The organism is Cohaesibacter gelatinilyticus, assembly GCF_900215605.1.
GTDB lineage: Bacteria > Pseudomonadota > Alphaproteobacteria > Rhizobiales > Cohaesibacteraceae > Cohaesibacter > Cohaesibacter gelatinilyticus.
In genome coordinates this window covers 1,093,569-1,107,658 of record NZ_OBEL01000001.1, presented here as the reverse complement: position 1 = coordinate 1,107,658, position 14,090 = coordinate 1,093,569, and the positions used below count along the sequence as shown (strand labels likewise).

Annotated in this window: 10 protein-coding genes; 4 read left to right on the top strand and 6 right to left on the bottom strand. The window is 43.8% G+C overall.

Annotation, left to right across the window (positions count from 1 at the left end; all coding sequences use genetic code 11):
• Positions 1 to 71 precede the first annotated feature (71 nt).
• Complete coding sequence (locus CRO57_RS04920) at positions 72 to 1,112, top strand: IS481 family transposase (RefSeq protein WP_097153203.1); 1,041 nt, start codon at positions 72 to 74, stop codon at positions 1,110 to 1,112.
• 88 nt (positions 1,113 to 1,200) lie between these two features.
• Here CRO57_RS04920 and CRO57_RS04915 read toward each other — a convergent pair whose 3' ends face one another.
• The 5 genes from CRO57_RS04915 to CRO57_RS25075 all read right to left on the bottom strand — a co-directional run bounded on the left by CRO57_RS04915 (position 1,201) and on the right by CRO57_RS25075 (position 7,774).
• Positions 1,201 to 3,222, bottom strand: coding sequence for a S1 family peptidase (locus CRO57_RS04915; RefSeq protein WP_097152241.1), 2,022 nt, complete (start codon positions 3,220 to 3,222; stop codon positions 1,201 to 1,203).
• A 6-nt stretch (positions 3,223 to 3,228) separates the two neighbouring features.
• Positions 3,229 to 4,290, bottom strand: coding sequence for a hypothetical protein (locus CRO57_RS04910; protein ID WP_097152240.1), 1,062 nt, complete (start codon positions 4,288 to 4,290; stop codon positions 3,229 to 3,231).
• A complete protein-coding gene (locus CRO57_RS04905) occupies positions 4,287 to 5,018 on the bottom strand; it encodes a hypothetical protein (protein WP_097152239.1) in 732 nt (243 codons plus the stop codon). Before CRO57_RS04905 ends, CRO57_RS04910 begins: the two co-directional genes overlap by 4 nt.
• Positions 5,019 to 5,222: 204 nt before the next feature.
• A complete protein-coding gene (locus CRO57_RS04900; protein ID WP_141401190.1) occupies positions 5,223 to 6,956 on the bottom strand; it encodes a plasmid recombination protein in 1,734 nt (577 codons plus the stop codon).
• 479 nt (positions 6,957 to 7,435) lie between these two features.
• Positions 7,436 to 7,774: a hypothetical protein gene (locus CRO57_RS25075; protein WP_244580010.1), complete on the bottom strand. Its 339-nt coding sequence runs from the start codon at positions 7,772 to 7,774 to the stop codon at positions 7,436 to 7,438.
• Here CRO57_RS25075 and CRO57_RS25350 point away from each other — a divergent pair.
• Complete coding sequence (locus tag CRO57_RS25350) at positions 7,694 to 7,960, top strand: DUF2293 domain-containing protein (RefSeq protein ID WP_097152236.1); 267 nt, start codon at positions 7,694 to 7,696, stop codon at positions 7,958 to 7,960. The two genes, CRO57_RS25075 and CRO57_RS25350, sit on opposite strands and share 81 nt — an antisense overlap.
• Positions 7,961 to 8,331: 371 nt before the next feature.
• Here the strand turns inward: CRO57_RS25350 and CRO57_RS04880 are convergent, their stop codons facing one another.
• A complete protein-coding gene (locus CRO57_RS04880; RefSeq protein ID WP_097152234.1) occupies positions 8,332 to 9,420 on the bottom strand; it encodes a hypothetical protein in 1,089 nt (362 codons plus the stop codon).
• 1,268 nt (positions 9,421 to 10,688) lie between these two features.
• Between CRO57_RS04880 and CRO57_RS04875 the strand changes: the two genes are divergently transcribed.
• Together CRO57_RS04875 and CRO57_RS04870 are read left to right on the top strand one after the other, a co-directional pair.
• Positions 10,689 to 12,209 (top strand): VPA1262 family N-terminal domain-containing protein, encoded by a 1,521-nt coding sequence (locus tag CRO57_RS04875; RefSeq protein WP_097152233.1) that lies wholly within the window; start codon positions 10,689 to 10,691, stop codon positions 12,207 to 12,209.
• The gene (locus tag CRO57_RS04870; RefSeq protein WP_141401188.1) at positions 12,209 to 13,885 is read left to right on the top strand and encodes a hypothetical protein; all 1,677 of its coding nucleotides are present in this window, start codon (positions 12,209 to 12,211) and stop codon (positions 13,883 to 13,885) included. The genes CRO57_RS04875 and CRO57_RS04870 overlap by 1 nt, the downstream gene beginning before the upstream one ends.
• Positions 13,886 to 14,090 lie beyond the last annotated feature (205 nt).

The window sequence follows — 14,090 nt, the reverse complement described above, 5'->3', positions numbered from 1 at the left end:
TCTTGCGAGATGATGTGGTTATCCGTTTTGATGGTGGTGCAAACCCAACCTCAAAACGAGAAAGAACCACAATGTTGCATTCTACCGACAAGATTATCAAACACAAAGCCGGTCTTTTGAATTTGGCCGAAGAGCTTGGCAATGTCTCGAAAGCCTGTCAGATGATGGGCTATTCGCGCGATACTTTCTACCGCTACAAGAATGCCGTCGATGAAGGCGGTGCCGAAGCGCTGCTCGAGAAAACACGTTGCAAGCCTAACACGGCCAACCGGGTTGATGCGGTCACGGAAGAAGCCGTCATCAAATCGGCCCTGAACTTTCCTGCCTATGGTCAGGCCCGCACGTCCAACGAGTTGCGCAAGCAGGGAGTGTTTGTCTCGCCCTCTGGTGTTCGATCCATCTGGCTGCGGCACGAACTTGCCAACTTCAAGGATCGACTGAAAGCATTGGAGGCCAAGGTTGCCGAAGATGGCATCATCCTAACCGAGGCACAGGTTCAGGCTCTTGAGAAGAAAAAGCATGATGATGAGGCCTGTGGCGAGGTGGAAACAGCCCATCCCGGCTATCTCGGCAGTCAGGATACCTTCTATGTCGGCACCATCAAGGGAGTTGGTCGGGTCTATCAGCAGACCTATATCGATACCTATTGCAAGGTCGCCCATGCCAAGCTCTATACCACCAAGACACCGATTACCGGAGCTGATCTACTCAATGACAAGATGCTGCCTTTCTATGAAGAACATGATCTTCCAGTGCTGCGTATCCAGACTGATAGAGGGACTGAATTCTGTGGTAAACCAGACAAGCATGATTACCAGTTGTTCATCGCAATCAATGACATTGATCACACCAAAACCAAGGTCAAGCATCCCCAGACCAACGGTATCTGCGAGCGGTTCCACAAGACCATCCTGCAGGAATTTTATCAGATCACGTTCCGCAAGAACCTTTATCAGAGCATCGAACAGCTTCAGGCTGATCTGGATGTTTGGCTCCATCATTACAACACAGAGCGCACTCATCAGGGCAAAATGTGTTGCGGCAGAACACCGATGGAAACTATGATTGATGGAAAGAAGATCTGGAATGAAAAATTCGTAGATCAAATCTGAACTTCTACAGGTCATCATTGCCACATCAGAGTGATGATCCGACGTTTGGCAACCTATTGTTATGTCCGAAGAACTTTTGAACCGGACACTAAGTACTTAGACAATCTGCCAGACCTTTATTAATTGCCCATGATGAGTCTTTTAATGACAAAGCACCTATTCCTTTGCCTTGAACATAAATTTTAACACTACTATATGCTCCTGAAAGAGCTATCGCCAATTTTCTAGTGAAAAAAGCAACATATGGGCTTTCGCTTGCCCCACTCTCATCCGATTGCCCCACAAATTCCGCGGTGTGTACCTCACCACCAAAATCAAATTTCAGTGTGACTCTATTTGGTAAAGCTCCCAATAGTTCGCTAAGTTCACTCCTCACAAAAATATTATTACCTCTACAACTCATGAACAATATTGCTTTGTTGCTCTCCTCAGAAGGCCAGATCGAAGCCCCACGTTCGCTTGCGCGCCAAGCCTGATTAGTCAAATTTCCTAAATATCTGATATTATTGATTCTTTTTACACCTTCACCATCACTCAACAGATGACCTCTAACCCCAATCCAATTTATGACATCTGAATTACATAAACGATATAATAATACCTCTCCTCTACACTGAACATGTTGAGTTTTCTTCACTCCGTTATAGTAAAAGCTAAAACAAACCCTTGAATCCGAGCCTATATTTAAACCTACGTAACGACCATTGCGGGGCAATATCGCCTTTCCAAAATCTGGAATGATTGCATATTGATTTTCCCAGACTGTGAATCTTGTATTCGCTAATGAATACCCACATTGAGGGACATCCAACTCCGTCTCAGTATTTGAAAATGATATTCGTTTTATATTACTTGGTGTTTTGCCTTCTATAAACCAATTGGGAATGTAGCTGTAGATACCATAATCTTCTAACTCTGCCCCATCTGCACCATAATTTTCCGCTATCTCATAGAGCCCAAGTAACCATAACCCCATATCCTTGCCATCACTGCATTCATTAGTCGGAGAGTTTATGAGTATAGGCTTTAGTTTCTTGAAACTCTCGCATAGCTCTGAAATATTTAGGCCTGAGATGCGAGATTTTTTTAAAAAATCTCTAACAAAGCTAACTTGTTGCCCTATTTTTGATTTCACTAGAGAAATATGCGGGATATCATATTTCCCAATATACTTAGCAATATTGTTCCGTTGGCTTAGATCGAAATTTTTCTGGTTTTGCTCAACCCATTGATAGAAAGTTTCAGCGGTAAAAAACGGAGTTTCTCTATGAAAAATATCTAGTGCTTCAGCTTTGCTTTTCTGAATTGCATCTAAATAACCCTCTTCATTAAATTCAACTCCAAGTGACCGGAGCATTTTTATTCGATCATTGTGGCTAAGAAACCCTATTCCATAAGCATGTCCGTCAGTTAGATCAAATGGATAACCGGCTTGCTCAAGGGTTTCCTTTAGGAGCCTCAACGGAACAACACGGGCAAGGCCATTATCTGCTTCAACAATAAGCCCAAATATTCGCAAGCCTTCATCAAAAGTTGCGCCGCCTGACATACCGGGAACAACAGATTTTGACTCAACTTCTATAGAGGTCAAAGTTGATGAAACAACTTTTTCCGGGCTTTTGTTTCCGCTCCAAACTCGTCCACTTGGTTGCCCAAAAAGATAGGCTCCCTCACCAGCTTTCACCTCTTGAGAGATACGGGCTGCGGAAAACTCATTAAGCGATGTTATGGAAGCTGGTGCTCTGCTCTCTGGAACGACTAAAATTGCTAGGTCGATGCCCTTATCTAAATTTGACGGCCAAAGCGTCGCATCTATCTCTTCGCCAGGTCGGTCTTGAAATTGAACTTTTATATCTACTGCCGCTTCGGTTAGCCCCTGCACAACATGACCAGCAGTTGCAATATACACAAGTCCGCCTTTGCGACCGACAACAATTCCTGCACCTTCTGTGAGTTTGTCAGTTGTTGGAAATCGACCGTCGATCATCACAACCAACTGTTTTGCTGATATTAGTTCGTTTTTGCTTTCCGCTACTTCCTGAGCTATTGCGACTGATAATCCGATGATAAAACATATCATTATGCTGATTAATCTCGTTAGCATTTGCATATTTTGTCACCTTTCACTTTCTCTACCCAAACTTATTGCGCTTAGAACAGCGAGCAACAGCGCAAAAAGAGATGACATTATAATCACTAAACTTTCGATTGATCGAAATCCATCAAGCATACTTGGAGTTATATTTCTGCGATTATTTAAAAATCCCGTTTTTACAGCATTAGCCTTCCCTACCAAAAGGAACCTAATTCCTGTCTCAGTCAGCTCTAAGTTTGTGATCTGGGCTTCTAAATCATTGAACTGCGTGAACTCACCACTCCGCAATGTGGTTGGCTCAGTGGGGTAACTTCCAAATGGGAAGTTCAGATAAAATTGAATTTCACCTTCCAGCAAGGAGCTGGTAGCTATTTGATTTGATCCACTTAGCCGCAATCGCTCGGTAGAAAGGGCGGTCACAGGTATTGGACTATAGATTAGGCCATCTATTTCCGGCTTTTGAATTTCAATTAGTGGTGAAATTGCCTTCCACCTATCACTGCCAATATCCTTTGAAATTGGAACTGAATCTAGAGTAATATCCCCATACCAAACTATTGTTGTTTCAGAGGCAACACTTTGGTCATCGCCGACAATTTGCAAGGAGATGTATTTGTTTTGTCCAGAAGTTGAAATCTCCATCGCCAGTTCGGCAGGAATTAGGAAACTATCAAGCTCCAAGTGGCTGTCTTCCGATGCTTTCGAAAATACTTTGGATCTTGGACTTTCGGTTCCTTGAACATCAGTTAATTGAGTGAGGTCGCCGACCTCTAACGCTTGATCTGGAGAGTATGCATTAATCTCACGCAAAGCTATGCTTGATCCTGAAATCCCTGAGATGCTGGAATTCTGTTTCCCATTCCTAAAAGTCAAGTTCTGTGTTTCGAGTGTGGCGACAAAAGTTGTATTTATGAGCCAATGACTTGGTAGAAGTTCCAAAGCGATGACAGAAGCGCAGAAAAGTGACAGAGAAACAAATATGATCACCGCATATACACGCCACGTCAGGGCAATTTTGAATCTTCTATAAGATCTACGCAAGAAGAGCCTAAGCGTAATGACGCCACTTCTAAACTTGTTCATTCATATTCCAAACGAGCACTTATGCTATCAATTTGTTTACGGCCTCTTCCGACAGCAATAACCTCTATGGTGATACTTTCATGACTTTTAAAATATGGTTTTAAAGGAAAAGTTGCAGGTCGGCTTGCTGGCCAAGTTCGCTTGCCGAGCATTTCCTTATCAAATAAGACCTTTCCGGTATTATCGGCTTTTATCGATATCCGTAGCTCAAACAATTCAAGGTTAGCTACCAATGCTATGTATGGATTAAACACATCCCCTCTTCCAAAGGAAGCTGGCGTTAACGTTGGGATGGAAGCGTCACAATTTTCCTTACATACAACAGCAGCGAAGTCAGAAGGAGTCACATTGACATCAGGGTGGCGCACCACATCCAAAGGTAATGAATAGTTGTTACCGGAAAATCTTGTGTCCATCCTATAAAATTGTTTTGGACGCAAAGAAGTCACTGTTAATGCCTTAGAAGAATTTTCAGTTCCAGATGAAATATTTAAGGCTAATGATGTTTCATCATAGGAGGCAGGATGTTTGTGATAAGCCGCAATGCGCATTCCTGTAGCTGAAACTTGCTGTAAAAATAACCCCTCACAGCGATCACCTCGTTTTTTGTATGCTAGGTCGCTCGACGAAATAGGATTCACTTCTTCTCTACAAAAATTTTCTTGTGCATAGACGTTCATAGTAGAGAGGAAAATGATTGCAAAAATGAAAGAAGATAAATTCTTCATAATGGATACTACTCAAGGAATATTAATATCAAAGTATTTTATCAATTTGTGAAGAGCGGTAAATCGCCAAATTTTCATACAGCTAGTTATTAACATCTTGTGTCATTCAGGTTACGACCTAATAAGTTGTAGAAATTCAGACCTGCTCTAACAGCTGCCGTTATAACGGCGGTGATTTATCAGATCGGTCTGAACTTCTACATTTTAACGCTCTCGTGGACTTGACCTTTTGCTCTCAGGCGCTCGAATATCAATATTCGATCCAGTTTTCTCCGCCAACCCCTTCGCTTCCAACGCCATTTTCAATCTTGCGACCTTAGTGACTGATCCGTTCTGAATTTGCTCATAGACACCTTTATTTAGATAATCTTGTGCAAAGTTTCGAATTTCTTTTATCTCGTCAAAAACAGCATTGAAATTGTCTTTCTCCTCCTGCGCCCTCTCTTTTAACTTCTCAGCTTCTGCCTTTGCTTTATTCGCTTCAGCTATGGCAACCCTAGCCTTTTCATCAGCCTTACGGTCAATCAACGCGCCAATATGATTGCCGATCCTCTTGGCAGCACCCTTGGCAATTCTTCTCAATATCGCAGCGACTGAGCGAGGAAGCCGATCCACGCCTTTAAGTTCAACCTGAACAATTTCGTCAGAAGAATCCGTTTTGTCGGGATCGTAGGAAACTGAAACATCCACCAGTGACGGATCCGCCTGAATAGCACGCTCACATTGTGCTAGGTCAGAATTCCAGATCCTGCGGGCATATTTTTTAATGACATCAGATGCACGCCTTATCGGAGCAGCAAAAGCTTCGCGCTCCGCTGCATCCTGAGGTGCATTGGGGCCATAATTCAGACCATCTTTTTTATTTGTTTTACTGGCAGGCCGATATATTATTTTGCCGTCATCAACGGCGTCTATCCCCTTTTCAAAAGCTACCTCATAGCGATCCATCTCCTTTTCCTGCTCTTTTCTGATTTGCTCCACTTCTGCATAGCGCTCCTCAGCTTCAGTTTTCTTCTTTTCTGCAACCCTTATAATTCTGTCAGCTTCTAAACGACTATCTGATAATATTGTTTCGGCTTCACGTTTCGCCTCCTCTTTATACCTGTCTATTTCCAGCCAACGCTGTAGATAGCCTGCCTCAGTTTCCTTGGCCACTTCTTCACGTTTTCGAAGATCTTCCGCTCGCGCTGCGCGATGGTCTTGGGGAGCGACATGCTCGCGCTTTTCCGGAACTGGCAGGTCAAATTCTTTTGCTTTGCGACGTTCTTCAGCACTGCGCTGACCACGCTCAAGCCCGATGCTGGAGAAAAATTCTCCAGCCTTATCTTGTAAAAGTTCATAGGACTGGAACAGCGGATTGGCGCTTGGTGTGATCATGGTTTGCTTGCCGCGTCTTTTAGAAACCCGGACTTTTGTTACCAAAACCAATGCATGGAAGTGAGGCACCTCCTCATCCATATCCAGACGCAAATGACGAACCTGTTCTGGAAAATATGTCCCAAAAAATTCGAGACCAGCTTCTTTGAATGCAGCAATCTTCTTCCGGCAAAGCCGAACTGTTTGTCGGTCACCTTCTTTGGTGGTGGTATGAGCAAGATACGGATCGGGATCATCATTATCCGCTGCAAAATAAGACCCATTAGCTGTCAGGATGACCTCACGCAAGGGGCCTTGCTTTGAATCGCGAAATGGATCTTTCAGACCATCTTTCAGTCGCTTTTTCATATCACTTTTACGGTGAATCTTTTCCAGAGCCAGCAGCTCTTCTTCCAGATTTTCTTCGCTATAAGTCGCGATCTCCTCATGGATCGTTTTGGCAAAATCATATCCACCGATGAGCCATTGTGTGTCATCAAGACGGCCTTGATCACAATGATCAAGATCCCCGCCTTTTCTTTTGCCATGAGAGATCATGCCAGCAATATCTGCTGGCCACATTTCTTCGCAACGCACAACAACGGGATGAGCCATTTCAATTTCTCCAAGAATTTTCCTGGAGGGGGAAATGGGTTCGTTTTCAAAAGCCCCAAAATATATTTCTTAGCCAACTTCTGACAACTGGAGGGGTATCGTCAGATACTTACTCACTAAGCAAGTGACAACCTACTGGCGTATGTTTTCACTTGCAGCTCGCTCAGGGCAACCCCAAGACCCCGGCGGCGCAGGCGCCGCTCAGGAGGCATTCCATCCTCCCAAGCCCTCCAGGAGCCTTCAGCCAGACCAAAGGGATTTCATTCCCTCTGGACACCTGAGCAAAGAATGGTTCGCCACATCTCTGCACACTTTGGCGCTTTCCAGCGGAGCAAAGACAAGCCCTCGACGGTTTTTCTCTGCACTCTTTTCTGCCTGTTGGGGATCCATTCTGCATGTCCCCAGAGCGCCTGTGCGCTTGGATAAGCGCCATTGCACATGCCTCTCTACACCTCACCAGTTTGAAAAAAATCTCTACCGATCTTTGATGGCAAAACCGCATCAACTTGATGCAGATTTTCACACAACAGATTTGCGACAAGCCTGCTTGGTGACGCCTCTCGCAACTCTGTTTTTTGAGAAATCGATCGGGAGGTTTGGCAACGCATCCAGAAAAAAACTCGATCAGAAATTTTGATTTCAAAATCCAGATTGGAGATTTGGACGCCGTTTGTTTTTTCATTTTTGACTTGGAGATTTTTCCCATGACCCGACAGCAGCCGCGACAAAAACAGCGTTTCAAAAAGTTTCAACTCCGGCAAATTGAGCAAGCCTTGCTCAACCATTTCCCTTATTGCCCATCAGAGCATCGACAGCTGATTTTGGAAAAAATGACTGAGAGAAATTGGACCAGAAAAACTTCTCTCACCCGCGCCATCTCAATCGTCGTTCATAATCATATTCGTCATCATCTGACCGATTATGAGGAGATGCTCAGAGAAAAACATCTGACGCGAGATGAGGCAAGCTGAGTGAATTTTCTATCTGCCCTGTTTATGAGGGCAGCTTGATAATCCATCAGATCACTCATCGATCTTAGTTGGCGAATTCTCCCTGCCCTCTGACAACATCCATTCAAGAAAAACAGGATCATTCCCATGCACCATCAAGCAATCAATCAAAAATCTGATCAGAAAAAGGACAGCCACCATAGCGATCTCATTCATCTGAAAAGATGACAACAGAGGCAATTGGCAAAGCACGATTGGCTCTTGTTTATATCGCTCGCGAGACAGATGAATTCCGTGAGGCAATTTCTGAATCCAAATCAGAACTTGCATCATTGGACAGGCTCTGTTCCCAGCAAGTTGACAACAGATATTTCTGGCTCGCAGCAACAACATTAGGCAGCTTCAGTTGATCCTAGTCTTTTATCAATCCGGGTAGTAATTGCGATTGTCGAAAAGGCCAGCACTTCAAAGCAAATAGCAAAAAAGAGCGGAAGCCATATTTTGATATCGTTGAATGGCGATTTTAGTTTCTCCAGCGTGGACGCAATTCTTGCAATCAGTGGCACTTCTGAGGGACCGATAGCTCTGAAATGCTCGCTATCATCAGCCATTTTCTGCCGAAGACCTTCGGCTTGCTTTATCACTTCCATTTTTTGAGCTCGTATCTGCTCTGCTTTTGGGCCGCACTTCTCATTTTGACATTCCGCCTTCCAAGCTTTGTGAAGCTCCGCAATTTCCTCCTGATAACGTTGATAGGCAGCCCTATACCCATCAACGATTTCCTGATCTCTTTCTCTTCTGTCATTGACATCTTGGGCCTCCATCAAGCTGGATGAAAACAATGTCGTTGTCGAAATGAGTGAGACCGGCATCAACATCAGGACACTCACACAGCAAAAACTTGCGATAAGCAATTTGCCATCTCTTAAGAAGCGCGAAAAGCTTGCAACTAACATGGCACGCCCCAAATCGAGGGCAATAAAAAAAACAACGACCATCGATTGGATATAGATATCCTGTCCGCCCAGTGCCAAGCCAAAGCGGGCATTAAAGCTTATAAGAACCAACCAAGTAATGGACGTGACCAGCCGTGAAAACCAATGGAATGGGTTGCTACATACTGACAGTGTTGCGAAAGCATTATTGGATAGCGCTATTGTCTCAGGTCCAGATGCTCCGTCTTGATCAGATTGCGTCGTTTCTGATTGCGGAAGCTTCATCCATACCTTTTCATCATGATCGAATTTTAGCACACCTTTCTGGGTCAAAGACTGTGACAGCCCGCGGATAAAATCTCTTACCTGGCTTTTAGCTACTCCGACTTGAGCCAAGGCATCTTCAAACTCTTTTCTGCTAAAATAGGATGAGAGCAACTCCAGCGCCTTATTAACTTGCGCCCAAGTGACTGTAACACCGCAATATGTTCCAACATTACCGTTTGGATTTGTGGTATTCGGCTCGGATGGATCAATTTTGTTCATCTAAGTATCTTCCTTTTATCAATTAAAAATCAGACATTTTCTGTCCGTAGGAAGAACGCGCAAGCACATGGAAAGAAATGGATCAAAAGCAATTCCAGAATTTGATGGTTTGCTAAGCAAACCAATCCCTCTAAGTGCCAACACGCTCTTTAAAGGAACTAGGAAAAATTTCAGGGAAACAAAAAATGAGGAGCTATTTTTCTGAAATATGATTTGGAAGGGTCAAGATGCAAAGCGCACATCCTCTGAGAGCCACTCAGATTTCAAAATACCTGAAGAGAAGTGATTGCCTCTCCTGTGATCCAAAATCACTGATGTCATGATATGCAAAACGCCACACCTGAAAGTGAAACTCACTCCATCAGATCATCTGTGACGGCTCGTCCAGCCAGCCTGCTCGCCTATAACAAGCAGAGCGCAAATGACAAAATAAATCAATAAAATCAAACGCTAAAAGAAAGAACCAAAGTATCACAATGATCGACTGATCTGTCATGATCATTATAAGAGACGTGATGACTTCCCCCGTCACGCCCTCAAAACATCATGACGGTTAAGATAGAAATCGAAGCGGACCTAGCAAATGTTCAAGCTTATCATGACAAGCATCCGTGACATCAGATTGATGTCAGGTAAGCCTCTGACAATTACGTGATGGTCAGCAAATCCGGGAAAGCAAATAATCGCTATGTTGAGAGGATCATGACCAAAAAATCAGCCTATCACTGCTGATGGATCCCAGTCATGTCGATTTTTTCGACAGAACCGCAACTTTGACGCCACCAACATCCCAGTTTCACTGAAGAAATCAGCACTTGATATCTTATCAAATCTTCGATCACCGAAGATAACTCATGGCTGATAACAATATCAGCCGTTAACTCATGCTTTCGCGCGAAGCGAAATCTTACATGCCCATCTTGGTATGACTGAAAGGGTCTATGCAGATCTGCCCTGCCCCAGCCCGGTCTCAGGTCGCCAAAATTACAGCTCGTTTCATTGAAAGATGATCATGACGTTCGTCAGGATGTCATGACGCCAAGAAACAAGGTCTCTTAAAGGACCTGAGTTACTTAAAAGTCCAGATTGGGCGGAGAACTGACCTCTGTTGCAGATGCGAGCAGCTAACTTGGGCATGGCATTAGCAGACACTCGACCAAAAAAATACACGGGCTATTGTTTTTGAAATCAACCAACAAATTTTGAACTGGCAGAAGACGCTGGTGTATATATAGAAAAATCCCTTTTTGATTGATTCGAAAACACCAATGACGATGAATAATGCCAAACATTGGCTATGGATAGCCACAACCAGCAAAGATCAAATTGTCTATGGCTGCTTGGTTTTCAACGCAGAGTTTTGGTCCAAATTAGCTGTTGACATTAGTAGAAAATCGAAGCTCATGGACGGTAATCTGACGGTGTTTCAAGCGTTGCTTGATTCAGCAGAAGCGCTGGATACAAAACAAGTATTAGTCGACAGTTCGGTACTAGATCTCACGCAATATGGAGGGCCTTGTGTTGATCTAAGCAAAGGTGGATATAGATTGGATGACGGATTTGGTAAAAATTCTGTACCCGTAGAAACCTACCTATCAGTCAACTTCCCAGAACTTTCGGATGAACGGTGGCTTGAAACATTTGAACTGCTTGAACAAGAACTAGGTATTAAATTTCGATATGCACCAGCTAAATTGGGCACCTTAGAAATTTTCCAAGACCTCAGAGCTGATCTTCCAAAACCACTTTTAGGATTCAAAGCTGGTCATGTTGAAGATCACGATTTCAAGAACTACCCAGATAAGTTCAATCTGATCAAACTTGGTAAATTTAACGAACAGTTGAATGTACATGTTCAATTGAAGCTTGGTGATGATCTTGTGTACTCAAAACTGCTTAAGCTTTCTTCAAGCCGTCAAGAAGAATTTACTGCCTTACCATTCGACAGATATTCTATGTCGGTTTTTGATGATCAAGGCTCGCTTGTGCAGTTAGACGAACATCCTCTTATAACGCGAATTCCGTTCAACATGTCCCCAATGCAGGGCACGCTACAAATTGACGATACCTTAACGAGATCAGCCCAGGGAGTTAGTCGAGAAGTTGGGGAGCAGGCTTCTATTGTAAAACCACGGTCAACACAGCGCTCAATGGTCGGCGTCAATGTTACAGAATATGAAACACATAGGTTGAGAAACTCGACACTGGTAGATCGGTTATTTCCAAGTTCAGAATACGATCGCTGGTTTCCAAAGGGTGTTACTGAGGAGGTAGGTGTAATCCGACATCTAAACAAACTCCTAGACGGTGGGCAGGTTAAATCTGCCATCATCGTAGATCCCTTCTTTGGAATCGATACACTCAAGCGAGTTATTACTAGGCTGGAGAGTGTTGACGTAAAACTCACTATTGTAACAAGCCTTTGCTCAACTGACCCCGAGACAAATCGCAAGACCAATCGACTGGTCGAAGATCTTGACCAAGCCTTGATGGAACTAAGAGACCGTGGTGTACCGAGGTGCTGTAGGAACCTTAATGTCGTAAATATGACTGACGGAAATAAACAAGCTTTTCATGATCGTTATCTGTGCCTATCTACTCATGATGGGCAACGAGAGATCTACTTGATGTCAAATAGCTTAAACAAAATGGCTGGAAATTGGCCATTTTGCTTAACGAAAATTGATGCCCCAACCACACAGCAAGTACTTCCTTATATCGATGGGCTCGCCAGAGGAGAGGACGTGTCTGGGGCAACCAACTCTGAAGTAGATTATAGGTGGCCATGATGACGACTGCGAAAAATGGTGCATTTGCGGTACTGGGCGTAAAGGAGGCTGTAAAGTGGTTGATTGATAGCAAAGAAGAATGCAATCAAAAACTTCAATTTCAGGCTGAGCTAAAAGGTCTTTTGCATCCGACAACAAATGAACAATTTTGGAAATGTGACGGTGAGCGTCTGACGTTCTTCTTGAAACTGCGAACACGATCAGCATCGCTGCTTTTGAACGGAGCGATTTTGCTAGGCCTCGGAGAGTTGGTCGCTAGATCACGTGCAGATGAACGCCTTATTTATCACCGGCTGCAATCGATTTTTCAATCCTCATATCCTGAGTTTAAGCGCCTAAAGCTATTGAAATCTGCTCTTGACCTTGCGGCAGTCCATCAAAAAAGACCAACCAAAGTGTTCGACCAAATTACTGTCGGAAGCTCGCTCAGTATACTGAACTGGGATACGGTGGGAGAAGCCAAACACTGGATTAACCAACATCATACAATAGGTTTCTCAAATGCCTATGGGATATGGTTTCTCACCCGTATGATACTTCACAGCGCCCCACATCGAACTCGTTGGCTTTCTGAAGAAGCAGACAGGAGAGGTCTTCTAAATATAGTCGTCAATACGGTTTCGACTGAATGTAGTGTCAGTTTGGAAGCATCCCGAAGTGCATTGCAAACTGGTGTACCATTTTATATCGGATTTGGGCTCTCTATGCTTTATGGCACTGATGGTTTTAAAGGGTGGTCATCGAGCCAAGCAGACAACATACTAAGCAAAAATGGCGTTCCACTGTATGGTCGCATGAAAGCCAGCGCATTCATGCTTAAAGAAGCTGTCCATTCTTGGTATCGGCAAAAAGAAAGGCCTGATGACAATCGTCGTAGACAGACCTTACTAAGGATTGAGCCAAAATATGCACTTGGTGGGGCAGACTATGCATCTCAAGAAATTGTAAGATTAAAAGAAGAGGAGAAAGAACTCGCATCTCGGTATGAAGAGGCTGAAAAGCAATTACAGGACGCTTTGGAATGTGCCGCAATGTTGAACAAAGAACCCGATCGATATTGGAGTCTTTTCGAACCTGCATTGGTGGATACACCAGAAGTATATTACCGTTTTGCAATTGCCCATGCAGACACAGAGCCTAGAACTGAGGCTCTAAAACAGTCGATCAATCGATTTGATATGATAGTCGGAGTAAAAAATCCTGAGCAAAAATTTGATGCTAATTTGGACTATCATAAGAATACCTCAGAGCTCGCTTTTTGGGCAGCAAAATCCCAGTTTGAGCTTTCAGATAGAGACGGGCAAGATGTAGGTCATGTGGCCGTACGACGAATTACTCGTCTGGAAAAAAAAGTGCGATGTTTCACGACCGAACCATTTGCGTCGTCTCGCTACGGGGAAAGATTTCAAAATGCGTTACACCGATGGGCCGTGGCTTTAGAATTCGCTGCTAATATTGCATTGCTTGACAAAAAAAGCCATTTGAAGAGCTTCGAAAGAATATTGCAGGCAGTGCTAAACTGTTTTTGCAAGTCGCTAATACCACACTGTGGGAAAAGAGTATATTGGACAGTGTCTGCCGTCTGCTGTCTCCGATTGTGTCGACCGGGGATGCAGACCATTTGGGTAAATGGATCAATGATGAAACATTACCTTATCTCATCCGAGCATTGCTAATTTGGTCCAACCCATCCGTTCTCGAAAAAAATTTAAGCTTGGCTCGTTTGCTTGCGGATGAGGTTGCAAATCAACCCGAAGCCAGAAACAAGAGTGGTTCGAACGCAAGCAACTTACTATCCATTTTGGACGCAGCAAGTGCAGCACTTTTTCACGAGCAACGACTTGACCTAATTCCGCACTTGAAACACCTATATTCAGCGGC